This window comes from Pseudomonas sp. PDM18, assembly GCF_014852585.1.
GTDB lineage: Bacteria > Pseudomonadota > Gammaproteobacteria > Pseudomonadales > Pseudomonadaceae > Pseudomonas.
This window is the reverse complement of sequence record NZ_JACVBX010000003.1, coordinates 423,289-448,361: the sequence shown is the minus strand read 5'-3', so window position 1 is coordinate 448,361 and position 25,073 is coordinate 423,289. Positions and strand designations below refer to the sequence as shown.

22 protein-coding genes and 1 riboswitch are annotated in these 25,073 nt (G+C 67.0%); of the genes, 6 read left to right on the top strand and 16 right to left on the bottom strand.

The window, feature by feature from the left end:
• Nucleotides 1-182: 182 nt before the first annotated feature.
• From IB274_RS10025 to IB274_RS10015, 3 genes are all read right to left on the bottom strand, one after another.
• Nucleotides 183-551: a VOC family protein gene (locus tag IB274_RS10025; RefSeq protein ID WP_192431787.1), complete on the bottom strand. Its 369-nt coding sequence runs from the start codon at nucleotides 549-551 to the stop codon at nucleotides 183-185.
• Between the two features lie 89 nt (nucleotides 552-640).
• Nucleotides 641-1,246 carry a GNAT family N-acetyltransferase gene (locus IB274_RS10020; RefSeq protein WP_192431786.1) on the bottom strand — a complete coding sequence of 202 codons (606 nt, stop codon included), beginning with the start codon at nucleotides 1,244-1,246 and terminating at the stop codon, nucleotides 641-643.
• Nucleotides 1,247-1,306: 60 nt separating this feature from the next.
• Complete coding sequence (locus tag IB274_RS10015) at nucleotides 1,307-2,548, bottom strand: TIGR03862 family flavoprotein (RefSeq protein ID WP_192431785.1); 1,242 nt, start codon at nucleotides 2,546-2,548, stop codon at nucleotides 1,307-1,309.
• Between the two features lie 311 nt (nucleotides 2,549-2,859).
• On the opposite strand from IB274_RS10015, the gene IB274_RS10010 reads away from it, so the two are divergent.
• Nucleotides 2,860-3,360: a hypothetical protein gene (locus tag IB274_RS10010; protein WP_192431784.1), complete on the top strand. Its 501-nt coding sequence runs from the start codon at nucleotides 2,860-2,862 to the stop codon at nucleotides 3,358-3,360.
• On the opposite strand, the gene IB274_RS10005 is transcribed toward IB274_RS10010, so the two are convergent.
• A complete protein-coding gene (locus IB274_RS10005) occupies nucleotides 3,345-4,268 on the bottom strand; it encodes a histone deacetylase (RefSeq protein WP_192431783.1) in 924 nt (307 codons plus the stop codon). The genes IB274_RS10010 and IB274_RS10005 overlap by 16 nt on opposite strands.
• A gap of 101 nt (nucleotides 4,269-4,369) precedes the next feature.
• A complete protein-coding gene (locus IB274_RS10000) occupies nucleotides 4,370-5,575 on the bottom strand; it encodes an MFS transporter (protein ID WP_192431782.1) in 1,206 nt (401 codons plus the stop codon).
• Nucleotides 5,576-5,785: 210 nt separating this feature from the next.
• Here IB274_RS10000 and IB274_RS09995 point away from each other — a divergent pair, with 210 nt between their 5' ends.
• From IB274_RS09995 to IB274_RS09980, 4 genes are read left to right on the top strand one after another with little or no spacing between them, the layout of a single operon-like run.
• Nucleotides 5,786-6,328, top strand: a complete 543-nt coding sequence (locus IB274_RS09995; RefSeq protein ID WP_192431781.1) for a GNAT family N-acetyltransferase — start codon at nucleotides 5,786-5,788, stop codon at nucleotides 6,326-6,328.
• On the top strand, nucleotides 6,325-7,941 hold the full coding sequence (locus IB274_RS09990) for a nitroreductase family protein (protein WP_192431780.1): 1,617 nt from the start codon (nucleotides 6,325-6,327) through the stop codon (nucleotides 7,939-7,941). The genes IB274_RS09995 and IB274_RS09990 overlap by 4 nt, the downstream gene beginning before the upstream one ends.
• 13 nt (nucleotides 7,942-7,954) lie before the next feature.
• Entirely contained in the window at nucleotides 7,955-8,824 is an 870-nt protein-coding gene (gene tesB / locus IB274_RS09985) for an acyl-CoA thioesterase II (protein ID WP_045214955.1), read from the top strand.
• Nucleotides 8,821-9,420, top strand: coding sequence for an HAD family hydrolase (locus tag IB274_RS09980; protein WP_192431779.1), 600 nt, complete (start codon nucleotides 8,821-8,823; stop codon nucleotides 9,418-9,420). Before tesB ends, IB274_RS09980 begins: the two co-directional genes overlap by 4 nt.
• A 300-nt stretch (nucleotides 9,421-9,720) precedes the next feature.
• On the opposite strand, the gene IB274_RS09975 is transcribed toward IB274_RS09980, so the two are convergent.
• A complete protein-coding gene (locus tag IB274_RS09975) occupies nucleotides 9,721-11,577 on the bottom strand; it encodes a TonB-dependent receptor domain-containing protein (protein WP_192431778.1) in 1,857 nt (618 codons plus the stop codon).
• Between the two features lie 88 nt (nucleotides 11,578-11,665).
• Nucleotides 11,666-11,862: riboswitch (cobalamin riboswitch) on the bottom strand.
• 37 nt (nucleotides 11,863-11,899) lie between these two features.
• Nucleotides 11,900-13,810 carry a 1-deoxy-D-xylulose-5-phosphate synthase gene (gene dxs / locus IB274_RS09970; protein ID WP_192431777.1) on the bottom strand — a complete coding sequence of 637 codons (1,911 nt, stop codon included), beginning with the start codon at nucleotides 13,808-13,810 and terminating at the stop codon, nucleotides 11,900-11,902.
• Between the two features lie 246 nt (nucleotides 13,811-14,056).
• Between dxs and IB274_RS09965 the strand changes: the two genes are divergently transcribed.
• The gene (locus tag IB274_RS09965) at nucleotides 14,057-15,061 is read left to right on the top strand and encodes an Ldh family oxidoreductase (protein ID WP_192431776.1); all 1,005 of its coding nucleotides are present in this window, start codon (nucleotides 14,057-14,059) and stop codon (nucleotides 15,059-15,061) included.
• Nucleotides 15,062-15,187: 126 nt separating this feature from the next.
• On the opposite strand, the gene IB274_RS09960 is transcribed toward IB274_RS09965, so the two are convergent.
• From IB274_RS09960 to IB274_RS09920, 9 genes are all read right to left on the bottom strand, one after another.
• Complete coding sequence (locus IB274_RS09960) at nucleotides 15,188-16,765, bottom strand: aldehyde dehydrogenase (NADP(+)) (protein ID WP_192431775.1); 1,578 nt, start codon at nucleotides 16,763-16,765, stop codon at nucleotides 15,188-15,190.
• 178 nt (nucleotides 16,766-16,943) lie between these two features.
• Nucleotides 16,944-17,861, bottom strand: coding sequence for a dihydrodipicolinate synthase family protein (locus IB274_RS09955; protein ID WP_192431774.1), 918 nt, complete (start codon nucleotides 17,859-17,861; stop codon nucleotides 16,944-16,946).
• Between the two features lie 107 nt (nucleotides 17,862-17,968).
• Nucleotides 17,969-19,000 carry a trans-3-hydroxy-L-proline dehydratase gene (locus IB274_RS09950; protein WP_192431773.1) on the bottom strand — a complete coding sequence of 344 codons (1,032 nt, stop codon included), beginning with the start codon at nucleotides 18,998-19,000 and terminating at the stop codon, nucleotides 17,969-17,971.
• 176 nt (nucleotides 19,001-19,176) lie between these two features.
• Entirely contained in the window at nucleotides 19,177-19,899 is a 723-nt protein-coding gene (locus IB274_RS09945; RefSeq protein ID WP_192431772.1) for an amino acid ABC transporter ATP-binding protein, read from the bottom strand.
• Nucleotides 19,892-20,542, bottom strand: coding sequence for an amino acid ABC transporter permease (locus IB274_RS09940; protein WP_192431771.1), 651 nt, complete (start codon nucleotides 20,540-20,542; stop codon nucleotides 19,892-19,894). The genes IB274_RS09945 and IB274_RS09940 overlap by 8 nt, the downstream gene beginning before the upstream one ends.
• An 11-nt stretch (nucleotides 20,543-20,553) precedes the next feature.
• Nucleotides 20,554-21,219 carry an amino acid ABC transporter permease gene (locus IB274_RS09935; RefSeq protein WP_045216994.1) on the bottom strand — a complete coding sequence of 222 codons (666 nt, stop codon included), beginning with the start codon at nucleotides 21,217-21,219 and terminating at the stop codon, nucleotides 20,554-20,556.
• Nucleotides 21,219-22,937 carry an aconitase X gene (locus tag IB274_RS09930; RefSeq protein ID WP_192431770.1) on the bottom strand — a complete coding sequence of 573 codons (1,719 nt, stop codon included), beginning with the start codon at nucleotides 22,935-22,937 and terminating at the stop codon, nucleotides 21,219-21,221. The genes IB274_RS09935 and IB274_RS09930 overlap by 1 nt, the downstream gene beginning before the upstream one ends.
• 70 nt (nucleotides 22,938-23,007) lie before the next feature.
• Entirely contained in the window at nucleotides 23,008-23,814 is an 807-nt protein-coding gene (locus tag IB274_RS09925) for a transporter substrate-binding domain-containing protein (RefSeq protein ID WP_192431769.1), read from the bottom strand.
• Between the two features lie 433 nt (nucleotides 23,815-24,247).
• On the bottom strand, nucleotides 24,248-25,027 hold the full coding sequence (locus tag IB274_RS09920; RefSeq protein WP_192431768.1) for an AraC family transcriptional regulator: 780 nt from the start codon (nucleotides 25,025-25,027) through the stop codon (nucleotides 24,248-24,250).
• Nucleotides 25,028-25,073 lie beyond the last annotated feature (46 nt).

Sequence of the window (25,073 nt, the reverse complement as noted above, 5' to 3'; positions counted from 1 at the left end):
TCCGATGGATTCCTTATCGGCGCTTGTCGTGAGCGCGTGGGTGGGGGAAGTCTCCTACCGTCTGGCTTGCAGAAGCGGGTCTTGTCCCTCCACCCCCGACAGGTTCCTACCCTAACGCCATACAAGCGGGCCATGCCCGCGATCGCGCGCATGGCGCGCTCCCACAGGTCGACTCCGGGGACTCAATCGAGGTTATGCCCGATCCGCCAGAGCACGCCGCTCGGGTCGTGCAGGGTGAAGTCGCGCATCTTCCACGGCTGGTCTTCCAGTGCACCGAGGCGCACGCCGTAGCGCTCGGCGAGGCCGGAGTCGCGGACCTTCGCGTACCAGGCGTCGGCGTCCTCCACCAACAGGTGCAGCATCAGGTTTTCGGCGAATTCCTTGACGTAGTAGTTCTGCAGCAGGAAGGCGCAGTGATCGCCATGGTGGAAGTAGGCGAGTTCTTCGGAGTTCCACGGCGAGAGGAATCCCAGGTCCTTGTAGAACTGCTGGGAGAGTGCGAAATCGCGGGCGGGGACGAAGACTTTCAGTTCAACGCTGGCAGTGCTCATAGGCAACCTTCCTGGTTAATGCGTGAGCAGGCTTTCACGACGGCAACGGAGCAGGCCGCCTCTGGCGGGCGGCTGGCCGGGAGTCTACCTCAGAGCTGGCGCTGCATGTAGCGGTGGCTGGAAACGCCCGGCAGGGTCGAGACGCGCTCCACCTGCACGCTGAAACCCAGGCGTTCATAGAGCGTCTGGGCCTTGGGGTTGGCCACCGAAACGTCCAGCGCGGCCATGGGCAGGTTGGCATCGCGGCCCATCTGCAGGAAGTGATCGATCAGCTGGCTGCCCAGGCCTTCGCCGCGCAGCGTCGGCGTGACGCCCAGGTGCGCGAGGTACAGCGTCCGGCGCGGCGGCGGGCAGATGATCTTCTCCAGTTGCAGGCCCCGGCGGATTACCCCCGCCGAACCCAGTCCGAAATAACCGAGGATCTGCCGCGTGGCCGCCAGCAGGTAGCCCAGTGTTGCTTCGCCGCCGAACACCGTACCGGCCGCCACTACCCGGCCGTCCTGTTCGCCGACCCAGTGCTGCCGCCAGCCGAACTGCCCGCCGCCCTGGACGAAGGCGTAGCGCAGGAAGTCCTGGGCGCTGTTGCGGCCGGGGCGGGCGAAGGCGTAGTCGAAGGCGTCGGGGCCGGAGCTGTAGATCAGCGGGATGGCGGCATCGACGTCATCAGGGCGGGCGCGGCGGAAGGTCAGCGGCATGCAGGCGACTCCTGGGTGGGAGTCGAGAATCTAGCACTATGGTTCCATTAAAGGCAGCATTCAGCCTTGCGTTTCGAGCCACTGCAATGCGCCGAGCCCGGCGGCGCGGCCGCTGGCGAAGCAGGCGGTGAGCAGGTAGCCGCCGGTGGGCGCTTCCCAATCGAGCATCTCGCCGGCGCAGAACACGCCCGGCAGCGCCTTGAGCATCAGCTGTTCATTCAGCGCCTCGAAGGTCACGCCACCGGCACTGCTGATGGCTTCATCCAGCGGACGGGGGCGCACCACGGTCAGCGGGAGCGCCTTGATCAACTGGGCAAGGCGCTGCGGGTCGGTGTAGTCGGCAGCGGTGGACAACTCGCGCAACAGCCCGGCACGCACGCCATCCAGCCCCAGGCGGCCGCGCAAGTGGTTGGCCATGGACTTGGAGCCGCGCGGTTGCGCGACGGCCTTGGCGACCTGCTCCAGGCTGCGGTTGGGCAGCAGGTCCAGGCGCACGGTGGCGCTGCCGGTCTGCTCGATGCACTCACGTATGCCGGAGGACAGCGCATAGACCAGGCTGCCCTCGATGCCGCCGGCGGTAACCACGAACTCTCCCTGGCGTGGCGTTCCTCCGGCCAGTGAAAGCGCCACCGGCTTGACCGGTGCGCCAGCGAACTTGTCGCGGAAGAACTCGCTCCAGCCGGCCACTTCGAAGCCGCAGTTGGCCGGGCGCAGCGGCGATATATCCACCGCGCGTTCGGCCAGCAGCGGCACCCAGGCGCCGTCCGAGCCCAGGCGCTGCCAGCTGCCGCCACCGAGGGCCAGCACGGTGGTGTCGGCGCTGACGCTGCGCCGGCCCTCCGGTCCTTCGATCAGCAGCGCGCCCTCGGCGTCCCAGCCCAGCCAGCGATGGCGGGTGTGGATGACCACACCGGCTTCGCGCAGGCGCTTGAGCCAGGCACGAAGCAGCGGAGCGGCCTTCATGTCGGTGGGAAAGACGCGGCCGGAGGTGCCGACAAAGGTCTCGATGCCCAGGCCATGAATCCATGCGCACAGCGCCTGGCTGTCGAAGGCGTCGATCACTGGCGCGAGGGTTTGTGCACGCTGGCCGTAGCGCGACAGGAAGGGCTCGCGCGCCTCGGAATGGGTGATGTTCATGCCGCCCACGCCGGCCAGCAGGAACTTGCGCCCGACTGAGGGCATGGCATCGAACAACTCCACCGCTACGCCGGCGCCAGCCAGGACTTCGGCCGCCATGAGGCCGGCGGGGCCGCCGCCGATGACAATCGCGGTAGGGGAGGCGAGCGGGCGGAGATCGGTCATGCAGGAGGCCAGGCGAAGGAGTGCGGGAAAGGGCGCAATTCTAGCGCAGCGGTGCTACGCGCCGGTTGCTCATTTTTTGTCCAGTTCTCGCGGAGCCTGCGGCGGCGGACGCGGCAGGCGCTTTTCCGCAGCTTATCCACAGGCCGCCCCACAGTTGTCGTGGAAAAAACTCGGGAGTGGGGAAGGTGTTTTCCGACTCCTGAGCGGTAGGGGTTACGATAATTCCTACGTGGGATCGGGATTGCGCCGATGTTGGCGCTTTTGTGAATCCATCAGCATGCGGACCTCTTGCAACCTTGGTCCAACTGACGATGAAAGTCCGTGATTACCTTCGCTCTCATGAGGCCCACCTGTGGGTGGAGGGCAGCGACACCCGCGTACGGGTGAATGGCCTCGACATTGTCATCCGTAGCCTCCCCAGCGAGGAAATCCGCACTCTGCTCAACGAGGCGGTGGCCCACATGGTGGTGCGGCTGAACAAGAACCTGCAGGGTTCGAAGGTCAAGTTCGAACAACGCGTGCTGGAGCTGCTGTCGATCCAGATCGCGCTGCACAACCTGTATGTATTTACCAACTGGAGCCGCCTGCTGCCACGCTACCTGCAATATGCAGGGCCACTGCGCGCGCAGGAGCTGCTGCAGCACCACGTGCCCGAGCAGGTGATGCGCTTCTGCGAGAAGCACTACGAAGACGATGCCCGGTCGCGTGCGGCCGCGCTCCTGGGGTTCTCCGCCCATGAGCTGGCGCGCTGGGAGCAGCAACGCCTGCCGATGCGCATGGACACCAACAACTCGCGTTACCGGTCCAGCTGAAACTCGCGCGCCACCCGCGCAGCGCTGTGGTGCAGGATGCCGTGGCGCCGGGCCAGCGCGTGGCGGTCCTTGTCGTAGCCACCGCCGATCACGCCCACCACCGGGATGTCGCTGGACAGGCAGCGGCGGATGACGTGCTCGTCCCGCGCCGCCAGCCCCGCGTCGGTGAGTTGCAGGTAACCCAGGGCGTCGTCCTTGTGCACGTCCACGCCGGCGTCGTAGAGCACGATGTCCGGCTGGTACAGCGGCAGCAGATAGTCCAGCGCCTCCTGCACCACCTTCAGGTAGTCCGCGTCTCCCAGGTGCAGTGGCAGGGGAATGTCCCAGTCGCTCTGCGCCTTGCGCGCGGGGAAGTTCTTCTCGCAGTGCAATGACACCGTTACCGCATCCGGCACGTTCTCCAGGATGCGCGCGGTGCCGTCGCCCTGGTGCACGTCACAGTCGAAGATCAGCACGCGGTTGGCCTTGCCGCTTTCCAGCAGGTACAGGCTGATCACCGCCAGGTCGTTGAAGATGCAGAAGCCCGATGCGTGGTCGTGGTGCGCGTGGTGCGTGCCGCCAGCAAGGTGGCAGGCCAGGCCCTGTTTCAGCGCCAGTTCCGCGGTAAGCAGCGAGCCACCTACCGCGCGTACGGTGCGCCTTGCCAGCGCTTCGGTCCAGGGCAGGCCAAGGCGGCGCAGTTCCTCGCGCTCCATCGCGCCGCTGCAATAGCGCTCGATGTAGTCGCGGTCGTGGGCCAGGGCGAGGATATCCACAGGGCAGAGTTCCGGGCGCAGCAGTTGCGCGTCTTCCACCAGTGCGCTGTCCACCAGGTGATCGCGCAGCAGACGGAACTTCTCCATGGGAAAACGATGGTTGTCCGGAAAGGGCGGACTGTAGTCGTCGTGGTAGACCAGGGGCAGCGGCATGGCGTCGGCGGATCGGGAATGTGCTGCACAGGGTACGTCGTCGTGGCGCACAGACGAAAGGGCCGGCATTGCGCCGGCCACTTTGCATTCGGGCTCGCGTATCAGCCTTCGTGGGAGGCTGCTGCGTTGCGCTGTTCGCTGCGGCTGGTCGCCACCGACACCGACCACAGCACGAAGCCGCCGATGGCCAGCAGGCTGCCGACCCAGCCCGGCGAGGTCCAGCCGTAGCCCGCCGCCAGGGCCAGGCCGCCGAGGTACGGGCCCAGCGCGTTGGCGAAGTTGAACGCCGAGTGGTTCAGCGCTGCGGCCAGGCCCTGGGCGTCCTCGGCGACGTCCATCAGGCGGGTCTGCAGGACGGTGCCGAGGGCGCCGCCGAAGCCGACGAAGAACACGCAGATCGAGATGGTCCAGATATTCCCCGCGGTGAACGGGAAGATCGCCAGCACCACCGCGCTCCACACCAGCAGGCCACCGGCGGTGGGCATCACGGCGCGGTCGGCGAGTACCGGGATGAACAGGTTGCCCAGGGTCATGCCGATGCCGAACACCGCCATCACCAGCGGTACGATGCTCGGCGAGACGTGAGTCACCGCGCCGAGGATGTCGGCCAGATAGGTGTACACCGCGAACAGGCCGCCGAAGCCGATGGCGCCGATGCCCAGGGTCAGCCAGACCTGGCCGCGCTTGAGTGCGCTCAGTTCGCGCAGCGGGCTGGAGTCCGGCTCGGCCGGCGACAGCGGGGCGAGGATGCGCACGCAGATCATCGTCAGCACGCCCAGCGCTGCCACCAGCGCGAAGCTCCAGCGCCAGCCCACGGCCTGGCTCAGCCAGTTGGCCAACGGCACGCCAATGATGGTGGCGACGGTGAGGCCAAGGAACATCCGCCCAACCGCTACGGTGCGCCGGTGCGGCGGCACGATGGAGGCGGCGACCAGCGCGGCGATGCCGAAGTAGGCTCCGTGAGGCAGGCCGCTGATGAAGCGGAACAGCAGCATCCAGTGGTAGGTCGGCGCCAGGGCGCTGAGGCCGTTGCCGAGGGCGAACAGCGCCATCAGCAGGACCAGCAGGGTGCGCCGTGGCAGACGTGCGCCGAGCACGGCCAGCAGCGGCGCGCCAACCACCACGCCCAGGGCGTAGGCGCTGATCACGTGGCCGGCGGTCGGGGCATCGATGCCCAGCGCCGGGGCAAAGTAGGGCAGCAGGCTCATGGTGGCGAATTCGGTGGTGCCGATGGCGAAGCCGCCGACAGCCAATGCGAAAAGCACCAGGGCCGTACTGCGTTGCAGTCCGGTGGTGGAGGTCGTCATGGAAGTTCCTTGGTCTTTTTTGAGGTGCGCCCTGGCGGCGCGGCTGTCTGCGTGAGCACGGTCAAGGCAGTGACCGACAGCGAAGGTGGGAGAAAAATACCAGATGAAGTCGCCTCTGTGCTGAATCGATTGCGCCTCGTCTGACGGAGTGCGTCCTACAAGCTCGTCGCCGGGTATCATGGTGACCTCTGATGAGCCGTGATGATTCCCATGGATTTTCCCAGCCTGACCACCGAGCGCCTGCTGTTGCGGCCATGGTGCCATGACGACCTGGCGCCCTTTGCCGCGCTGAACGCCGACGCCGAGGTGATGCGCCACTTCCCGGCCTGCATGAGCCGCGAGGACAGCGACCTGCTGGCCGCCCGCATCCTGAAACACTTCGACGAGCACGGCTTCGGCCAGTGGATAGTCGAGCGCCGCGAGGATGGCGCCTTCATTGGCGTGCTCGGCCTGCAGCGGGTGTCCTTCGAGGCGCCGTTCACTCCGGCGGTGGAAATCGGCTGGCGCTTCAACACGGCCTACTGGCGGCAGGGGTATGCGCTGGAAGCGGCACGCGCGGCGCTGGCCTTCGCCTTCGAACAGTTGCGGCTGGAGGAAGTGGTGGCCTTCACCGTGCCAGCCAACGTGCCGTCCCAGGGACTGATGCAGCGCCTGGGCATGCAGCGTGACGAGGCCGGAGACTTCGAGCATCCGCGCCTGCCGCAAGGCCATCCGCTGCGCCAGCATGTGCTCTACCGGATTCGTCGCCCATGACGCCGAGCGAAGGCGTGCGCGCCTATCACGAGCTGAGCAGCCATCGCCCGGAGCGTTTCGCCCCCGGCCCCGGCCAGCTCGACTGGGCGACCCAGCCGGCGGCCTTCCGCCGCTATGCCGGCGCGCGCTGCATCGAACTGCTGCACCGGCCGCAGGAAGAGTCGCCGGGTTATGACCAGGTGTTCGCCGGCCCGGTCGGCGCGCCCGCGCCGCTGAACCTCGCCAGCGTCTCGCAACTGCTCTACGACAGCCTGGCGATCTCGGCCTGGAAAGAGGCTGGCGGCAATCGCTGGGCGCTACGGGTGAATCCGTCCAGCGGCAATCTGCACCCGACCGAAGCCTATCTGCTGCTGCCCGCCGGGGCTGTGGATAACGCCGCGCTGCTGGCGCACTACAGCGCCGACGCGCATATGCTGGAGGTGCGCGCCGAGCTGCCCGCGCCGCTGGCCGAAAGGCTCAAAGAGGCGTTGCCCGCTGGCGGATTCCTGCTGGCGCTGGCGAGCATTCCCTGGCGCGAAGCCTGGAAGTACGGCGAGCGCGCCTATCGCTACTGCAATCACGATCTCGGTCACGCGTTGGCCTGTCTCGGTATCGCCGCGGCGATCCAGGGCTGGGAAGTGCGCCTGCTGCGCGGCGTCGCCGAGGACCGGTTGGATACGCTGATCGGCCTCGACCGCGAAGGCTTCAGCGAGCACGAATTCGCCGATGCGCTGCTGTGGATAGGCCCGGCGCAGCCTGCCGAATTCCCGCTGCCGATTACGCTGCTCAAGGGGCTCGCCGAGCTGCCGCTGGCCGGTACGCCCAATCGCCTGTCGCGGGACTATCGCCACTGGCCGGAGCTGGAGCGCGTGCATCAGCTGTGCCGCGCGCCCGCGCTGCCGGCCCGTGACTGGTGGGCAACGCACGCCGAGGCGGCTGTGGATAACCCCGGCCTGCCGCTGCGCCCGATCCTGCATCGCCGGCGCAGCGCCCAGTCCATGGACGGCCGCAGCGGTATTCACGCCGACCTGTTGTATGCCTGGCTGCGCCGTCTGATGCCCGAGCTCTCGTCCGTGCCTTTCGCCTGCACCGGCGAGCCGACGCGCATCGACCTGCTGCTCTTCGTCCATCGCGTCCAGGGCCTGGAGCCGGGCCTGTACTGGCTCGGCCGCAGTGGCCGCGCGGCGGGGGGACTGCGCGAGGATTACCTGTGGCAACCGGTGGAGGAGAGCGGCGTACCGCTGTATCGCCTGCTCTCCGGCGATGCGCGCGGGCTGTCGGCGTTCCTCTCCTGCGGGCAGGACATTGCCAGTGACGGCTGCATTGCCTTCGCCATGCTGGCCGATCTCGACGCCGCGCTGACCGAGGGCGCGTGGACCTACCCGCGCCTGTACTGGGAAGCCGGACAGGTCGGCCAGTTGCTCTACCTGGAAGCCGAAGCGGCGGGCCTGTCGGGCACCGGCATCGGCTGCTATTTCGATCCGGCGCTGGACGAATTGCTCGGCGGTGGTCCGGACTGCCCGGTCAGCCTCTATCATTTCACCATCGGCCGCGCCGTGTGGGACGAACGCCTCAGCAGCCTTCCCGCTTATCCGTCGCCGCGCCGACTCCCACTTCAGCAAGACCGCAATTGAGGAAACAACGCGCATGACCCAGATCCTGGACAACCTGGTGGCTCTGCTGAGCCTGGAACAGATCGAAGAGAACCTGTTCCGCGGCACGAGCCAGGACCTCGGGTTCCGCCAGCTGTACGGCGGGCAGGTGCTCGGCCAGGCGCTGTCGGCGGCCAGCCAGACGGTGGACCCGGAGCGCCACGTGCACTCCATGCACGGCTACTTCCTGCGCCCCGGCGACGCCAGCAAGCCGGTCGTCTACCAGGTCGACCGCGTGCGCGACGGCGGCACCTTCAGCACCCGCCGCGTCACCGCGATCCAGAAGGGCCAGCCGATCTTCGCCCTGAGCACCTCGTTCCAGACCGATGAGGAAGGCTTCGAGCACCAGATCAGCATGCCCGACGTGGTCGGCCCGGAGAACCTGCCGACCGACCAGGAGCTGAAGAAGCGCAGTGCTGCGCAGTTCCCCGAGCGCATCCGCGACAAACTGCTCTATCCCAAGCCCATCGAAATCCGCCCGGTGACCGAGAACGACCCGTACGACCCCGAGGTCGGCGAGCCGATCAAGTACCTCTGGCTGCGCGCCGACGGCAAGCTGCCGGACATCCCGGCGCTGCACAAGTACATCCTCGCCTACGCCTCGGACTTCGGTTTCCTCACCACCTCGTTGCTGCCCCACGGCCGCTCGGTGTGGCAGAAGGACATGCAGGTCGCCACCATCGACCATTCCGTGTGGTTCCACCGCGACCTGCGGGCGGACGAGTGGCTGCTCTACGCTATCGACAGCCCCTGGGCCGGCAACGGCCGCGGCTTCGTGCGCGGCAGTATCTTCAATCGTGACGGCCAGCTGGTCGCTTCCTCGACCCAGGAAGGCCTGATCCGTCGCCGCGAGGACTGGGCATGACGCTGGAAAGCATCCGCCACTGGGTGTTCGACATGGACGGCACCCTGACCCTGGCAGTGCACGATTTTCCGGCGATCAAGCGCGCCCTGGGGATTCCCCAGGAGCACGATATCCTCACCCACCTGGCCGCGCTGCCGGAGGACGAAGCGGCGGCCAAGCATGCCTGGCTGCTGGAGCACGAGCGCGAGTTGGCGGTGGCTTCGAGAGCCGCGCCGGGTGCGGTGGAGCTGGTGCGAGCGCTGCATGGCGCTGGCTACCGACTGGGCATCCTTACCCGCAATGCCCATGAGCTGGCGCTGATTACGCTGGACGCCATCGGTATCGGCGATTGCTTCCTCACCGAGGATGTTCTCGGCCGTGGCGAAGCCGATCCCAAGCCCAGTCCGGACGGCTTGCTGCGCCTCGCCGCGCGCTGGGACGTGGTGCCGCAGAAGATGCTCATGGTGGGTGATTACCGCTTCGACCTCGACTGCGCCCGCGCCGCCGGGGCGCGCAGTGCGCTGGTGAACCTGCCAGAAAACCCCTGGCCCGAACTGACCGATTGGCATGCGCGCGATTGCGCGGAGCTGGGGCGGATGGCGGGGGTTCTGGTCTAAGCCCGTGGTTGTGCGGGTTCGCGAGCAAGCTCGCTCCTACGAAGAGCAGCCCGGCAAACTCCGAAGCTTCGGCGTAAACAGGACCTGCAGGAGCGAGCTTCCTCGCGAACCCATTTCCACACCGGTGTTCTGTCTGGGCGGTAGGGCGGATAACGCGCCAGCGTTATCCGCCGGAGGAGTGTGCGGCGGATAACCTGTTCCAGGTTATGCGCCCTACGAAACTGTAGTTTCGCCCTGCGCCCAACGGCCCCCTCTCCCTCCGGGAGAGAGTTAGGGTGAGGGGGCGTCAGGCCGCTTCGCTTACAGCTCCGGCGTCCAGGTCACCGCCAGCAGGGCGGTACGGCCTGGTTCGCGATACGGGCGGGCTTCGCCCATGTAGTCCGTCGGGCTGGTCGGGCGCAGGTAGTCGCCCAGGGTGTAGTCGCGGTCCAGGGCGTTATCCAGCTTCAGGTCGAAGCGAATCTCGTCGCTGGCCAGCCAGCTGGTGCGCAGGTCGAGCACGCCGTAGCCGGACAGCTCGCGGGTGTTGGCCGCGTCGTCGTAGCGCTGGCTGACTGCGCGCCAGGTGCCGCCGACGCCGAAGGCGCCGAACTGGCGATCCAGATCCAGGCTCAGGGTGCGGCGCGCGCGGTACGGCAGGGTATGGCCGGTGTCGCGGTCGCGCGGGTCGATCAGGCTCAGGCCGAGGGCGGCCTGCCAGCCGAGCACGTCGCGGGCGACGCTGGCCTCGAAGCCATTGATGCGTGCCTTGTTGATGTTCTCCGGCTGGTTGCTGGTACTGTCCCAGGCGATCAGGTCGTCGATCTCGGTGCGGTACAGCGAGGCTTCCAGGTGCGTGCCGGAGAAGTCCCCGCGCCATTGCAGCTCGTAGGTCTTCGAGGTCTCGGCCTTCAGGTCCGGGTTGCTGGCGCCGGGGTAGTAGAGGTCGCTGAAGGTCGGCGCGCGGAAGCCTTCGCCGTAGCTGGCGATCCAGGTCTGGCTGTCGCCTACCGGCAGGCTGAGGGCGGCGTTCCAGCTGTTCTGGCTGCCGTAGGCCTGGTTGTTGTCGTGGCGGATGCCCAGCTCGGTGCCGAAGTTGTCGCTCTTGAAGCTGTGCTGGGCGAAGAAGGCGCGGTTGCTGCGCTGGTCGTCGGCGAAGGCGGTGCTGCCGTCGACCTTGTCTTCGTACCAGTCGGCGCCCAGCGCCAGCTGGTTGGCGTCGTCGAGTTGCAGGCGGTTGATCCAGCTCGCCGAGTGGCGGGTGGTTTCCAGCGTGCCGTTGTTCCAGCTGTCGGCGGCGCCTACGGCCTTGTTGCGGTCGAAGCTGCGGCCCAGTTCCAGGCGGCTGTTCCACATCTTCGTGATCTGGCCGTCGAGGTAGGTGCTGTAGCTGCTGACGCGGAATTCGTCGCGGGGTGAGCCCGGCTCGAAGTTGTAGGCGTCGTCGTATTCGTTCTTGCCGCGCTGGTCGTTGAGGTTCAGGCCGGCCTTCCAGTCCTCGCTGAAACGGTGGTCCAGGTTCAGGTGCACGGCCTTGTTGCGCTGGGCGTCGTCGTCGCTGTCGGCGCCGATGTTGTCGCTGGTGCGGTCCCAGCCCTGGCTCTCGTCGAGGCTGCCACCGAGGTTGTAGCGGGTTTGCTCGTCGCCGCCGGAAAGGCTCAGGCTGCGCTCGAAGGTGCCGTGGCTGCCGGCAGCCAGGCGCACTTCGGGGTGCAGGCCGGCTTCGCCGCGGCGGGTGAATATCTGGATGACCCCGCCGATGGCATCGGCGCCGTACAGTGCGGAACGGGGGCCACGGGTCACTTCGACGCGCTCGATGCTGTCGATGCTCAGGTAGTCCAGGCGGGCGATACCGCTACTGGCCGAGGCAATGCGCTGGCCGTCCACCAGCACCAGGGTTTGCGCGGTGCTGGCGCCGCGCACGGAATAGGAAACCACGCCGCCGGAGCTGCCCATCTGCACGCCGGGCACGCGGGCGAGCAGGGCGGGAACGCTGCGCACTTGCAGGCGCTCGATGTCGGCACGGGTGAATACGCTGTTGGCCGAGGTGGCCTCGGCGCGTGGCTGAGCCTGACGTGCGGAGGTGATCACCTGGTCGGAGAGCCGGTAGATGTCGTCGGCGGCGAAGGCCAGGCCGGGCAGCAGGCTGGTGGCCAGGGCGAGTCGGGTCAGTTTCATGGAACGTCCTCAAAAGCGGTTGGATGACTTTCGAGGAGGGCGTGGCAAGGGCGGCAGACCGCACTTGACGGTGCGGCCCTCCGCAACACCTGTCGGGGCGTGTCGAGGGCGGTCTCCGGGCTGCCGACGTCACATCGCCGCCTTCCCGCATTCAGCAGTGGCGGATGGCGATGCTGCGCTCCTTAAGGGGCGCGTCGGTTACCGTTGCGGGGGCAGCGCAGGTCTTTCACCTGCTTCCCGTTACCTCGAACGAAAACGGGCGCACCTTAGTCGGTGCGCCCGTCACTGGCAATACTCCGGGGGAGGGATGCGCCGATCGGTCTCAGCGTTGGCCGAGGGCCTCCAGGCGCGCCTTCACCGAGGCTTCGATGCCGGCGGCGTCTAGCCCGCACTCCGCGAGCATCTGCGCGGGCTTGGCGTGCTCGACGTAGTAGTCCGGCAGGCCCAGGTGGAGGATCGGCTGCTGGAGGTTCTCGCGGGCGAGGAATTCGCTGACGGCGGCGCCAGCGCCACCCATTACCGAGTTTTCCTCGACGGTCACCAGCAGTTCGTGGCTGGCGGCCAACTGGCGTACCAGCTCCTCGTCCAGCGGCTTGACGAAGCGCATGTCGGCGACGCTGGCGTCGAACTGCTCGGCGACTTTCAGCGCTTCAGCCAGTTGCACGCCGAACACCAGGAAGGCGACCTTGCCGGTGTTGCCTTCGCGGCGCAGCACGCCCTTGCCGATCTCGACCGGTTCCAGCGCCGCCTCGATGGGTGCGTTGGGGCCGGTGCCGCGCGGGTAGCGTACCGCCGCCGGGCCTTCGAAATGATGGCCGGTGGTGAGCAGCTTGCGCAGTTCGTTCTCGTCGCTGGGAGTCATCACCAGCATGCCGGGGATGCAGCGCAGGTAGGAGAGGTCGAAGCTGCCGGCGTGGGTCGGGCCGTCTTCGCCCACCAGACCGGCGCGGTCGATGGCGAACAAGACGTCGAGGTTCTGCACCGCGACGTCATGGATCAGCTGGTCGTAGCCGCGTTGCAGGAAGGTGGAGTAGATCGCCACCACCGGCTTGGCGCCGTCGCAGGCCATGCCGGCCGCCAGGGTCACGGCGTGCTGCTCGGCGATGGCGACGTCGAAGTAGCGGTCCGGGAACTTGTCGGCGAAGGCCACCAGGTCGGAGCCTTCCTTCATGGCCGGGGTGATGCCGACCAGGCGTGGGTCTTGCGCAGCCATGTCGCACAGCCACTGGCCGAACACGCTGGAGTATTTCGGCCCGCCGGCCTTCTTCGGCACGGCGTGGGCGGGGGCGCCCTCGGGCTCCAGCTTGGTGATGGCGTGGTAGCCGATCGGGTCGATCTCGGCCGGGCCGAAGCCCTTGCCCTTCTTGGTCACCACATGGAGGAACTGCGGGCCCTTGAGGTCACGCATGTTGCGCAGGGTGGCGATCAGGGTCGGCAGGTCGTGGCCGTCGATGGGGCCGATGTAGTTCCAGCCCAGCTCCTCGAAGAGCGTGCCGGGCACCAGCATGCCCTTGGCGTATTCCTCGGTGCGGCGGGCGATCTCCCAGGCACCGGGCAGGCGCGAGAGCACCTTCTTGCTGCCTTCGCGCATGCTGCTGTAGGTGCGGCTGGAGAGGATCTTGGCCAGGTAGTTGGACAGGCCGCCAACGTTGTTGGAGATCGACATGTCGTTGTCGTTGAGGATCACCAGCATGTCGGCCTTCACTTCCGACGCGTGGTTGAGCGCCTCGAAGGCCATGCCGGCGGTCAGTGCGCCGTCGCCGATCACCGCCACCGACTTGCGCCCCGAACCCTGCATGCGAGCGGCGATGGCCATGCCGAGGGCGGCGCTGATGGAGGTGCTGGAGTGGCCGACGCCAAAGGTGTCGTACTCGCTCTCCGAGCGGCGCGGGAAGGCGGCCAGGCCGTCCTTCTGGCGCAGGCTGCCCATGCGCTCGCGGCGCCCGGTGAGGATCTTGTGCGGGTAGGCCTGGTGGCCGACGTCCCATACCAGACGGTCATCCGGGGTGTCGAAGACGTAGTGCAGGGCAATCGTCAGTTCGATGACGCCCAGGCCCGCGCCGAAGTGGCCGCCGGTCTGGCCGACGCTGTACAGCAGGTACTGGCGCAGTTCGTCAGCGAGGGGCAGCAGCTCCGCTTCGCCCAGGCGACGCAGCTCGACCGGCGTGCTGGCGCGGTCGAGCAGGGGCGTGGCAGGGCGCGCGCGGGGAATCTCGTGGAACGTCGTGGGCATCAGGCTGATCGTTATGAGAAGGCAAAGATGTGGAAGTTTACCCGAAGCTCTGGATTGGCCCAAGCAACGTGGGGCCAATCCTTCGGACGACCGGATGGTCGGGATGCGGTCGTCAGGCTGTGCCGAAATCGTCGTCGCTGCCGGCGATTGCGCGCAAGCGGGGCCGGGCGCGAGACTCCATGGTAGACCGATCACCGACCGGCGGCGGTTTGCCGCAGGCTTTTGTTGCAATCTGAGGAGAATGGCGTGGCCCGACTGACCCTGGATGAACTGCGCGAATTGTCGGTGGCGATCCTGCGCCACAACGGCTTCAGCGAACCCCACGTGCAGGCGGTGACCGACACCGTGCTGGCCGGCGAACGCGATGGCTGCACATCCCACGGCGTCTGGCGGTTGCTGGGCTGCATCCATACCGTGCGTGCCGGCAAGGTGGTGGCCGATGCCGTGCCGGAACTTTTCGACCCTGCGCCGGCGATTGTGCGGGTGGACGCCAAGGGGGGCTTCTCGCAATGCGCCTTCGACCTGGGCCTGCCGAAACTGGTGGAGAAGGCGCGCAGCCAGGGCTTGGCGGCGCTGGCGATCAATCATTGTGTGCACTTTTCGGCGCTGTGGGTGGAGATCGAGCGGATAACCGCCCAGGGCCTGGTCGCGCTGGCGGTCACGCCGGCGCAGGCCTATGTGGCACCGGCTGGCGGCACGCGGCCTTTGTTCGGCACCAACCCCATTGCCTTCGGCTGGCCGCGTGGCGAAAACGATCCTTATGTCTTCGATTTCGCCACCACGGTGGTGGCGCGGGGGGAAATCCAACTGCACGAGCGCGAGGGCAAGGCGATTCCGCTGGGTTGGGGGATCGATGCCCAGGGCAACCCCAGCACCGACCCGAGCGCCGTGCTCGATGGCGCCATGCTGACCTTCGGCGGGCACAAGGGCTCGGCTCTGGCGACCATGGTCGAGCTGATTGCCGGCCCGCTGATCGGCGACCTGACCAGCGCGGAGTCCACGGTGTTCGACGAGGGCACCAAGTCCTCGCCGCACCACGGCGAGCTGCTGATCGCGCTGGACCCGGCGCGCTTCCTGGGTGCGGATGCCGCGCAGCACCTGGCGCGGGCGGAGACGCTGTTCGAATCCATCGTCGACATGGGCGCGCGGTTGCCGTCGCAGCGGCGTTTCGCGGCGCGAAAGCGCAGCCTCGCCGAGGGCGTGGCGATCAGCGATTCGCTGTATGCCGATTTGAGCAAGCTGCTGGAATAACGCAAATCCCTGTAGGAGCGGTGCCTGGGCTCAACAATGAGCGGGCATAAAAAAGCCCCGGCGCAAGGCCGGGGCTGAGCATCGGCGCGGGACTGGCCGACAGTTCACTCCCGCGCCGACGAACCTTCAGCGAGTCACCGCGCCGCGAGTCGTCTCCCCATCCACCAGGCGCGCGATACCCAGCGGGTTGGCGTCCTTCAGCGCTTCGGGCAACAGCGCGTCGGGGTAGTTCTGGTAGCACACCGGGCGCAGGAAGCGGTCGATGGCCAGGCTGCCGACCGAGGTGCCGCGTGCATCCGAGGTCGCCGGATAAGGGCCGCCATGGACCATCGCATCGCAGACTTCCACACCGGTCGGGTAGCCGTTGATCAGCAGGCGCCCGGCCTTGCGCTCGAGCACCGGCACCAGCGCGGCGAAGCGCGACAGGTCCTCGGATTCGGCGATCAGCGTGGCGGTGAGCTGGCCGTGCAGGCCGTCCAGCGCGTGGCGCAGTTCGGCTTCGTCGGCCACTTCGACGACGATTGTGGTCGGGCCGAAGACTTCTTCCTGCAGCAGCTCCTCGCCGGCCAGCAGCAGTTCGGCCTTGGCCTGGAACAGCTGCGGCAACGCCTGCTTGCCCTCCTGCGGCTGGCCGGCGAGGTGGCGGATGGCGGGATGGGTGAGCAGGCGGGCAATGCCCTTTTCGTAGCTCTTCAGGGTGCCGGCGTTGAGCATGGTCTGCGCCGGGCGCTGGCCGATCTCGGCGATCAGGTTGGCGACGAACAGGCTGAACGCCGGCGAGGCGATGCCGATGACCAGGCCGGGGTTGGTGCAGAACTGGCCGCAACCCATGACCACCGAATCGATCAGCTCGCAGGCGATTTTCTCGCCGCGGGCTTCCAGGGCGGCGGGCAGCACCAGGACTGGGTTGATGCTGCTCATCTCGGCAAATACCGGGATCGGCTGCGGGCGCGCGGCAGCGAGGTCGCACAGCGCGCGACCGCCCTTGAGCGAGCCGGTGAAGCCGACTGCCTGGATAGCCGGGTGCTTCACCAGCGGCTCGCCGACGCCGGCGCCGTAGATCATGTTGAACACGCCGGCCGGCATGCCGGTGGCTTCGGCCGCGTGGGTGATCGCCTCGCCGACTAGCTCGGCGGTGGCCATGTGGCCGCTGTGGGCTTTCACTACCACCGGGCAGCCGGCGGCCAGTGCGGCGGCGGTATCGCCACCGGCGGTGGAGAACGCCAGCGGGAAGTTGCTGGCGCCGAACACGGCCACCGGGCCGACGCCGGTGCGGTACTGGCGCAGGTCCGGGCGTGGCAGCGGCTGGCGCTCGGGCAGTGCGCGGTCGATGCGTGCGCCGAGGAAATCGCCACGACGCAGGACCTTGGCGAACAGGCGCATTTGATTGGCGGTGCGACCACGCTCGCCCTGGATGCGCGCGGCGGGCAGCGCGGTCTCGCGGCAGACAGTGGCGATGAAGTCGTCGCCGAGGGCTTCGAGTTCGCTGGCAATGGCGTCGAGGAACTGCGCGCGGCGTTCCGGCGACAGGGTGTTGTAGGCCGGGAACGCGGCTTCGGCGGCGCGGGCGGCAGCGTCGACTTCGGCCTCGGTCGCCTGGAGGAATTCCTGGGGCAGGGCTTCGCCGGTGCTGGCGTCGAGACTCTGCAGGCGGACAGTGCCGGCGCCGATGCGTTGGCCGGCGATGAAGTTCTGGGCGGTCATGTTGGGCGTCTCTGATCGTCGATCGGTGCGATTGCGAAAGAGCCCCTCACCCTAACCCTCTCCCGGAGGGAGAGGGGACCGTCCGTGCCGGCTGAAACCTGGGCGTCAGCCGGCACGATCTACTCCCTCTCCCTCAGGAGCGGGGCGCGCAGCCAGGGCGGGGGTGAGGGTGGTCCAGTTAAAGACCCACATCCGGCAGCTTCGGCCGGTTCGCCAGGGCCTTGGCCATGATCGTCTCCACGTGCTCGCGGTCGGAGCCCTGCAGCGCCAGGCGCGGCGGGCGGGTGAGGGCGGTGCCGCGACCGGCGATCTCTTCGCAGAGCTTGATGCACTGCACCAGGTCCGGGCGGGCGTCGAGGTGGAGGATCGGCATCAGCCATTCGTAGATCGGCATGGCTTCTTCATAGCGGCCGGCCTTGCACAGGCGGAAGATGGTCTCGCCTTCCTGCGGGAAGACGTTGGACATGCCGGAGATCCAGCCTTCGGCGCCCACCGCGATGCTCTCCAGGACCACGTCGTCGAGGCCGGCGAAGAGGATGAAGCGGTTGCCCACTTCATTGCGCACGTCGATGAAGCGGCGGGTGTCGCCGGAGCTGTCCTTGAAGCAGACGATGTTCTCGCAGTCGGCCAGGGAGATGAGGATGTCCGGGGTGACGTCGTTCTTATAGATCGGCGGGTTGTTGTAGACCATCACCGGCAGGTCGGTGCTGGTGGCCACGCTGCGGAAGTGCGCGGCGGTCTCGTGGGGCTTGGAGGAGTAGACCAGCGCGGGCATCACCATGATGCCGTCGACGCCGACCTTCTGCACCGCCTTGGCCACCTGGGAGGCGCCATGGCTGGTGAACTCGGCGATGCCGCAGATCACCGGCACGCGGCCACCGGAGGCGTCCTTGGCGACTTCGGTGACGGCCATCTTCTCTTCGATGGACAGCGAGGTGTTCTCACCGACGCTGCCGCACACCACCAGGCCCGAGACGCCGTCGCGCACCAGGTTGGAGATCACCTTGTGGGTGGCTTCCAGGTTGACCGAGAAATCGTCGTTGAACTGAGTGGTCACCGCGGGGAACACGCCACTCCAATTGACCTTCTTGCTCATGTTTGTCTCCAATTGTCGTATTTCGTATACGAAATGTCTGAAGGAAATCCCGCAGCATTTCGTCGTCGGGTGCCGCTACGCGGCGAATCAGGGTGGAAAGGGGGTAATCAGTAACCGTTCGGCCAGGTGTCCGAGAGCCGGTAGCCTTCTGGCCACGGATCGGACGGGTCGAGCAGGTGCTGGTGGGTGCCGGTGATCCAGGCACGACCGGAAATGCAGGGATGGATCGCCGGTTTGCCGCCGACGCTGGTGAGGCCGTCGATGCGGCAGTGGAACTTGGAATCGATGATCGAGTGGCCGACGAAGCGTTCGCCGTCCTTCAACTGGCCCTTGGCGTGCAGCACTGCCATGCGTGCCGAGCAGCCGGTGCCGCAGGGCGAACGGTCGATCTTGCCGGGGCGAATGACCACCGCGTTGCGGCCGTGCAGTACGCCGTCGATGCGTTCCACCGGCGCGGTCAGCTGGCAGAAGGAGATGTGCGCCCAGTCGTGGTTTTCCGGGTGCTGGAAGCCCAGCTGCTGGTTCGCCGCCTGGGTGATCTTCAGGCCGGTGGCGACCAGGTCGGCAGCCTCCGAGGCATGCAGGGTGAAACCGAGAGAATGGGCGTCGGCGAGCACGAAGCTGTCGCCGCCGTAGGCGGTATCCACTTGCAGAGAGCCCAGACCTTCCACTTCGATCCAGGCGTCGAGCTTGTCGGCGAAGGAGGGCAGGTTGCGTACTTCCACGCGCTGGACCTTGCCGTCCTTGCAGTCGGCCACGGCCTCGATCAGCCCGCCGGGGGCTTCCAGGGTCAGGCGCGTTTGCGGCTCCTGCATCGGCAGGATGCCGCTGTCGAGCAGCACGGTGCTGACGCACAGCGAGTTGGAGCCGGACATGGGCGGCACGTCGGCCGGCTCCATGATGATCCAGGCCATCTGCGCGCGCGGGTCTTTCGGCGGCACCAGCAGGTTTACGTGGCGGAACACGCCGCCGCGCGGTTCATTGAGGACGAAGTTGCGCAGCACGTTGTCGCTGGCGATGAAGCGCGACTGCGCCCACACGGTGTCGCCCGGCGGCGGGGCGACGCCGCCGACGATGACGTCGCCGACCTCGCCCTCGGCATGGCAACTGACCACATGGATGATCTTGCTCGAACGCATTGCTGTCTCCTCGATCTGTGCCGCCTGCCTTCCCTCACCCCAGCCCTCTCCCAGAGGGAGAGGGGGGCAGGTCGTGCCGGCTGACGCTGTGGTTTTATCCTGCACCGCTCGAACCCCTCTCCCGCGTGCGGGAGAGGGCTAGGGAGGGGGGCTCCGGTCTCTTGTCTATCGACTGCCTAGTTCACCGACCTCAGGAACTCCGCCGTCTCCGCCCGCTGCGGGTTGCCGATCACCTGCTCCGGCGTGCCGATCTCGTGCACCAACCCTTCGCGGAAGAACGCCACGCGGTCGGACACGTCGCGGGCGAAGCGGATCTCGTGGGTCACCAGGACCATGGTCATGCCCTCTTCGGCGAGCAGGCGCATGGTGTCGAGCACCTCGCCCACCAGCTGCGGATCGAGCGCCGAGGTGGCTTCGTCGAACAGCATGTAGTCCGGCGACATGGCCAGCGCTCGGGCAATCGCCATGCGCTGCTGCTGGCCGCCGGAGAGCTTCTGCGGGAACACCTTGAGCTTGTCGCCCAGGCCTACGTGCCTGAGCTGCTTCACCGCCATCGCCTCGGCTTCTTCCTTGGAGAGACCGAGTACCTTGCGCGGGGCGAGCATGACGTTCTCCAGCACGGTGAGGTGCGGGAAGGCGTTCCACTGCTGGAAGACGATGCCGATCTTCTGTCGCAGCTTGTTCAGGTCGGTGGTCTTGGCGTGGACCTCGATGCCGTCGACGCGGATCTTGCCGCGCTGGATCGGCTCCAGGCCGTTGATGCACATCAGCAGGGTGGACTTGCCCGACCCCGAACCGCCGATGATCGAGACCACTTCGCCCTTCTTCACGGTCAGGCTCACGCCCTTGACCACTTCCAGGTCGCCATAGGCTTTGTGCACGTTGTCGATTTCAATCATTTTCCTGCCACCTTTGTTCCAGCCGGGCGCCGAGGCGCGCCACGACCCAACTCATGAGGTAATAGATGACCCCGGCGATGCACAGCACCAGCAGGGGTTCCTGGATGCGCGTCACGATGGTCTGCGAGGCGCGGAGCAGTTCGACGATGCCGATCCACATGACCAGCGCGGTGTCCTTCATCACCCCCAGCACCAGGTTCAGCCAGCCGGGGAAGGCCACCCGCGCCGCCAGCGGTAGCACGATGTAGCGCAGGTCCTGCCAGTAGGTCAGGCCCAGCGAGCGGCTGGCGCGGCGGATGTTCGGGCCGACGGCGAGGATGCCGCTGCGGATGATCTCGGTGCAGAACGCCGCCGCGTAGACGCCCAGTACCAGGCAGCCGACGGTGAAGGCGCTCCAGTTCAGGCCGACGATGCTCTTGAGCGAGTTGAACAGCACGAACTGGATCAGCAGCGGCACGCTTCTGAAGATGTCGAGGAACCAGCCGACCGGCATCGTGGCCCGTGGCAGGGCGGCGCGCAGCCAGCCCAGCACGAGGCCGGCGAGGGTGCCGATGAGCATGGCGCCGAGGGTCAGCTTGACGGTGACCCAGGCCCCTTGCAGCAGGAACATAAGGTCATTGACGGTGAAGCTCGTGGAAAACATGCGTGCTTCTCCTAGTAGCGGAACAACCGCCAGCTCAACAGGCGGGCGACCGCCACGATGACCTTGGCGATGATGTAATAGAGCACCGCGGCCAGGGCGAAGTACTCGAAGGTGCGGAAGGTGCGCACGTTGAAGTCCTGGGTCACGCCGGTGAGGTCGTTGTTCAGGCCCACCACCACGCCCAGCGAGGTCATCAGCACCGCCCAGACCATCTGGTTCGTCAGCGGGTAATAGACGATGCGCAGCAGCTGCGGAACGATGATCATCCGGTACGCCTGGAAGGCGCTCATGCCCAGCGAGCGCGCGGCGCGCATCTGGGTGTCCGGCACGGCCTTGAGGCCGCCGCGGAAGTTCTCCGCGAGGTAGCCGGCGTTGTTGAAGGTGATCCCCGCCAGCAGCGCCACCCAGGAGCTGACGTGCAGGCCGAAGGAACCCAGGCCGAAGTAGAGGATGTAGATCTGGAACAGCGACGGGGTGTTGCGCGCGATGGACACCCAGGTATCGGCGAAGCCCTTGAGCAGCGGGTTCTTCATCTGCCGCATGACGGTCAGCAGCAGCGCGATGAGCACGCCCAGGATCATCGACAGCGCGGCTGTCTCCAGGGTCACCCAGGCGCCGCCGAGCATGTCCGGCAGGGCCTTGAAGGCGGAACGCCAGTGGAAGCTGTAGTTGAACATCAGCGTACCCCCTCGCTCAGCCAGCTGGGCACGCCGCCATCGGCGCGAGCGCTGCAGGCCGCCTCGACGCACGCGGCAAGGCTGCCGAAATGCACCTGGCGCCCGGCCAGGCCCGGACCGTAGTGGGCGTACTTCGCCGAGTTGGTCATCAGCGTGGTGCAGGCCGGCGGGATCACCGGTTCGCCGATCATGCACCAGCAGGTGTCGTTGAGCAGTTGCGCGCCGAAGTCTTCCAGCACCTTCACGTCACCGGCGGCGCGGGCATTCTCCTGCACGGCGCGGCCCAGCGTGATGACCAGCGCGACGCCCGGATGCTTGCGGCGCCCGGCGACCAGTTTCGCCAGGTCCGCGCATTCGCTGGCGGAGAAGTGCGGGTTGCCCAGCGAGACCAGTTGCACGGTCGGTTCGCTGGCGTGGTCCAGTTCACGCCAGGAGGCGACCAGGTCTGCCGGGGTGACGCGCAGGTGCTGCAGCGGCGCCTTGTTGCCCAGGGCGGTGGCGGCGTCCGGCGCTTCCGGGGTGACCCCGGCAATATGGAACATCGGCGCGGCGGAGGTGGTGGCGAAGGCCGCGCCGAAGGCTTTCAGTGCATCGCTGTCCGGCGCCAGCGGCTGCAGGCCGTCGACCACCGGGATGCGCGAGCCGCACAGCTCGCCGATGTGGTAGCCGAGCAGTGGGAAGATCGATTCGTCGTGTGCGGCCGGCAGTTCGACATCAATCTGCAGCGTCGCCAGCCGGCCTTCGTCGCGGTGGCTGCCGACGTTCGGCGCGCGGCCGGTGAGGGCGATGCAGATATCGAGGTAATCCGGGTACTTCAGGGTCCGCGCGCCAAGCACGCTGTTGGCGTACACCACGGCGTTGGACTCGGCCCAGACCACCTGTTCGCCAAGGCTCGGCTTGCTGTCCAGCAGGTAGGGCGCGCAGGTGTAGCTCATCTGCGCGCCCATCTCCATGTAGGCATCGCCCAGCGCAGCGGCGGGTTCGCCGAAGGCCTTGTCGACGCCTAACTCGCGCCAGCGGCGGTGATCCACGGAGATGGAATTGAGGGTGGTCGGCACTTTCACTTTGCCGCCCCAGTCCGCCAACTGGCGGGCGAAGCGCAGGCTCGCGGGGCCGGTATAGATGCAGCCGTCGATGTGCGCCTGGGCGACATCGAGCAAATCCTTCGCGCCTTGTAGCGCGGCCATGCGCAGGACGATCTGCATGGCGGCCTGGGCGGCCTTGCCGTGCTTGCCGTCCAGCAGCTCGTGGTCGCCTGCATTCAACGCCAGGCCTTCCGGTATCGGGCCGGCATCGCTGGCCATCACGCCCTGCCAATCATCGGCAGGACGCTCGGCGCTGAGTATTACCTGACCGTCTTCGACACGGGCCCAGCCACCCGCGGACAACTGCTTGAAACCTTCGCGACCCAGGCACAGCACCGGGATAGAGCGGCCGAACAACACCTGAGCCACCAGCACGCCGAGGGTGAGGATCTCGTCCGGCTCGGCCAGCAGCAGCGCTGCCGGCGCGTGGCCGTTGAGCAGTATCTCCAGCATCACGCTGCTGCCGGTACAGGAGCCGCGTCCGCTGGGAATCGCCAGCACCCGGCCGGGCAGGAAGCTGCCCGACAGCGGATGGTGGCGGTCGATGACCTCGCCCGTGAAAGGCTCGACGCCTCCCCAGAAGCTCAGCCCGGTGTCGGCGGACAGTAGCGCCCCTTCGGCGCTACCCCCCATCAGGACCCGCCCGGTAAGGCGTGAGTCCTGCACCCTTGAAGCCTGCATCGAAGACATGTCGCACCCGCTGTCAGTAGTACACGTGGGGAACGGTGAGATCGACCGGGGCGCCGCCGACCCACTTCTCGTACAGCTCGGCGTAGCGGCCGGTGCGGACCTGTTGGTTGACGAAGAGGTTGAGGTAATGGATCAGGCCGTACTCGTTGCGCGCGGCGGCCAGCGAGACGTAGTCGATCACGTAGGGCGCGTTACCGACGACCTTCAGGCCCTTGTACTTACCGGACTTGAGCGTGGAAGCGGCGACGGTGTTGGTCACCACGGTGGCGTCGATGTGCCCCTGGGCGACGGCGAGGATGGTGTCGTTCTGGCTCTGGTAGGCGCGGAAGCTGCCCTTGCCGCCCCACTTCTTCACGTCCTTCTCCAGAGCGATGGCTTCGTAGGTGCCGCTGGTATTTCCTACCGGGCGATCCTTGATGTCCTCGTACTTGGTGATGCCGGTGTCTTCGCGGGTCAGCACCACCATCTGGAAGGCGAAGTAGGGGATGGTCATGGCGACCGTCTTGGCGCGCTCCAGGGTGTCGGAGGTGGAGGCGACGATCACGTCGGCGCGGCCGGAAACCAGCGCGGGGATACGATCGGGGAAGGGCGTCTCGACGACTTCGGCGGTCACGCCCAGCACTTTCGCCAGATCGTTGCAGTAGTCCACGTCGAAGCCGACCGGGTTGTTCTGCGCATCGCGCGAGCCCATCGGCGGGAAGTCCAGGGTCACGGCACAGCGCAGCTTGCCCGATTCGATGATGTCGTCGAGTTTGTCAGCCTGGGCCTGACCGACGATGAACACAGCGGTGAGGGCTAGAGCAATTCGGGAGAATTTCATTGGGGCCTCTCTGAGTCAGTGTTGTGCAGCAGTTTTGTATTATGGATTTCGTATACGATATTTTTTAGAGCAAGGCATGTGCCAGAAATCACTCGGCGTGACCCGTGGGTCGCAAAGCCCGGTGTTTGAAGGGATTGGTCAGCGAGAGCGTTCCCAAGAGGTCGTAGGCGAGTTCCGAGTGCTGTTACCGAATGAAGCACCAGCGTGTTTCGCTGCCCCTTATGGGAGCACTCGGCGAGCTTTCGCTGAGTGGGGAGGAAAAGCGTTCGCGAGCAAGGGCTAGGCGCCCCCCTCGGTCCTACGAAGAGCGCCGGTGCAAACCTGTAGGAGCGAGCTTGCTCGCGAAGCGCCCAGGCACGTGCGCAGGGCGTTCGCCGCATCGCCTCCGTAGGGCGCATAAAGCGGCACGCTTTATCCGCCCTACGGTGTCCAGTCAGTTGGTAGCGGATTGGGACTCGCGATACTGCGTCGGCGACAGCCCGGTTAGCGCGCGGAACTGCCGGCTGAAGGCGCTGTGGTCGGTGTAGCCGCAGCGCAGGGCGATCTCGGTGATTGGCAGGTCTTCACCCAGCAGGCGGGTGGCCGCGCCCAGGCGCGCCTTGTGGATCATCTGCCGTGGGGTGAGCTGGAAGATGCGCTTGCAGTGGCGCTCCAGCTGGGCGACGGACAGCCCCGCCAGCTCGGTCAACTCGCCGAGGTTGATCGGCTTGTCGAAATGCTCGCGGATGTAGGCATCCACCGCCGCCAGGCGCTGGTACGCCGGGTGCGTGGACTGCGCCGCCTGCAGGTCGCTGGAAATCCCCGCCATGCCGATCACTGCGCCGTCCGCATCGCGCAGCGCCAGCTTGTGGGTCAGGCACCAGCCGGGCTGGCGGCCGGGGTAGAGGTGCAACTCCAACTGGTCGCTGAGCTGGCCGCCGGTTTCCAGCACGCGGCGGTCTTGCTCGGTGTAGATCGGGCCGAAGCGCGAGGGGAAGACGTCCTCGGCGGTGCGTCCGAGCAGTTCGCTGGCGTCCTTCACGCCACAGCGCCGTGCCAGGGTCTGGTTGACCAGCACGTAGCGCGCCGCGGTGTCCTTGATGAAGAACACCACGCCGGGCATGGCATCGAGCAGCGGGGCTATCTGCCGGAAAGTCTGCAGCAGGCTGTCCAGGTCGCGGGCGCCCTGGGGGATCAGGTCGTGCATCGGGAAGCGGGTTGGCTGTCGGAACATGGAGAATACGGGGCGAAGGGCCTTCGTGGTAGGGCGAATAACGCCC

Excerpts from the sequence above, each read along its gene's own strand:
- IB274_RS10025 (WP_192431787.1), bottom strand. The coding sequence starts at position 551 with ATGAGCACTGCCAGCGTTGAACTGAAAGTCTTCGTCCCCGCCCGCGAT.
- IB274_RS10020 (WP_192431786.1), bottom strand. The coding sequence starts at position 1,246 with ATGCCGCTGACCTTCCGCCGCGCCCGCCCTGATGACGTCGATGCCGCC.
- IB274_RS10015 (WP_192431785.1), bottom strand. The coding sequence starts at position 2,548 with ATGACCGATCTCCGCCCGCTCGCCTCCCCTACCGCGATTGTCATCGGC.
- IB274_RS10010 (WP_192431784.1), top strand. The coding sequence starts at position 2,860 with ATGAAAGTCCGTGATTACCTTCGCTCTCATGAGGCCCACCTGTGGGTG.
- IB274_RS10005 (WP_192431783.1), bottom strand. The coding sequence starts at position 4,268 with ATGCCGCTGCCCCTGGTCTACCACGACGACTACAGTCCGCCCTTTCCG.
- IB274_RS10000 (WP_192431782.1), bottom strand. The coding sequence starts at position 5,575 with ATGACGACCTCCACCACCGGACTGCAACGCAGTACGGCCCTGGTGCTT.
- IB274_RS09995 (WP_192431781.1), top strand. The coding sequence starts at position 5,786 with ATGGATTTTCCCAGCCTGACCACCGAGCGCCTGCTGTTGCGGCCATGG.
- IB274_RS09990 (WP_192431780.1), top strand. The coding sequence starts at position 6,325 with ATGACGCCGAGCGAAGGCGTGCGCGCCTATCACGAGCTGAGCAGCCAT.
- tesB (WP_045214955.1), top strand. The coding sequence starts at position 7,955 with ATGACCCAGATCCTGGACAACCTGGTGGCTCTGCTGAGCCTGGAACAG.
- IB274_RS09980 (WP_192431779.1), top strand. The coding sequence starts at position 8,821 with ATGACGCTGGAAAGCATCCGCCACTGGGTGTTCGACATGGACGGCACC.
- IB274_RS09975 (WP_192431778.1), bottom strand. The coding sequence starts at position 11,577 with ATGAAACTGACCCGACTCGCCCTGGCCACCAGCCTGCTGCCCGGCCTG.
- dxs (WP_192431777.1), bottom strand. The coding sequence starts at position 13,810 with ATGCCCACGACGTTCCACGAGATTCCCCGCGCGCGCCCTGCCACGCCC.
- IB274_RS09960 (WP_192431775.1), bottom strand. The coding sequence starts at position 16,765 with ATGACCGCCCAGAACTTCATCGCCGGCCAACGCATCGGCGCCGGCACT.
- IB274_RS09955 (WP_192431774.1), bottom strand. The coding sequence starts at position 17,861 with ATGAGCAAGAAGGTCAATTGGAGTGGCGTGTTCCCCGCGGTGACCACT.
- IB274_RS09950 (WP_192431773.1), bottom strand. The coding sequence starts at position 19,000 with ATGCGTTCGAGCAAGATCATCCATGTGGTCAGTTGCCATGCCGAGGGC.
- IB274_RS09945 (WP_192431772.1), bottom strand. The coding sequence starts at position 19,899 with ATGATTGAAATCGACAACGTGCACAAAGCCTATGGCGACCTGGAAGTG.
- IB274_RS09940 (WP_192431771.1), bottom strand. The coding sequence starts at position 20,542 with ATGTTTTCCACGAGCTTCACCGTCAATGACCTTATGTTCCTGCTGCAA.
- IB274_RS09935 (WP_045216994.1), bottom strand. The coding sequence starts at position 21,219 with ATGTTCAACTACAGCTTCCACTGGCGTTCCGCCTTCAAGGCCCTGCCG.
- IB274_RS09930 (WP_192431770.1), bottom strand. The coding sequence starts at position 22,937 with ATGGGGGGTAGCGCCGAAGGGGCGCTACTGTCCGCCGACACCGGGCTG.
- IB274_RS09925 (WP_192431769.1), bottom strand. The coding sequence starts at position 23,814 with ATGAAATTCTCCCGAATTGCTCTAGCCCTCACCGCTGTGTTCATCGTC.
- IB274_RS09920 (WP_192431768.1), bottom strand. The coding sequence starts at position 25,027 with ATGTTCCGACAGCCAACCCGCTTCCCGATGCACGACCTGATCCCCCAG.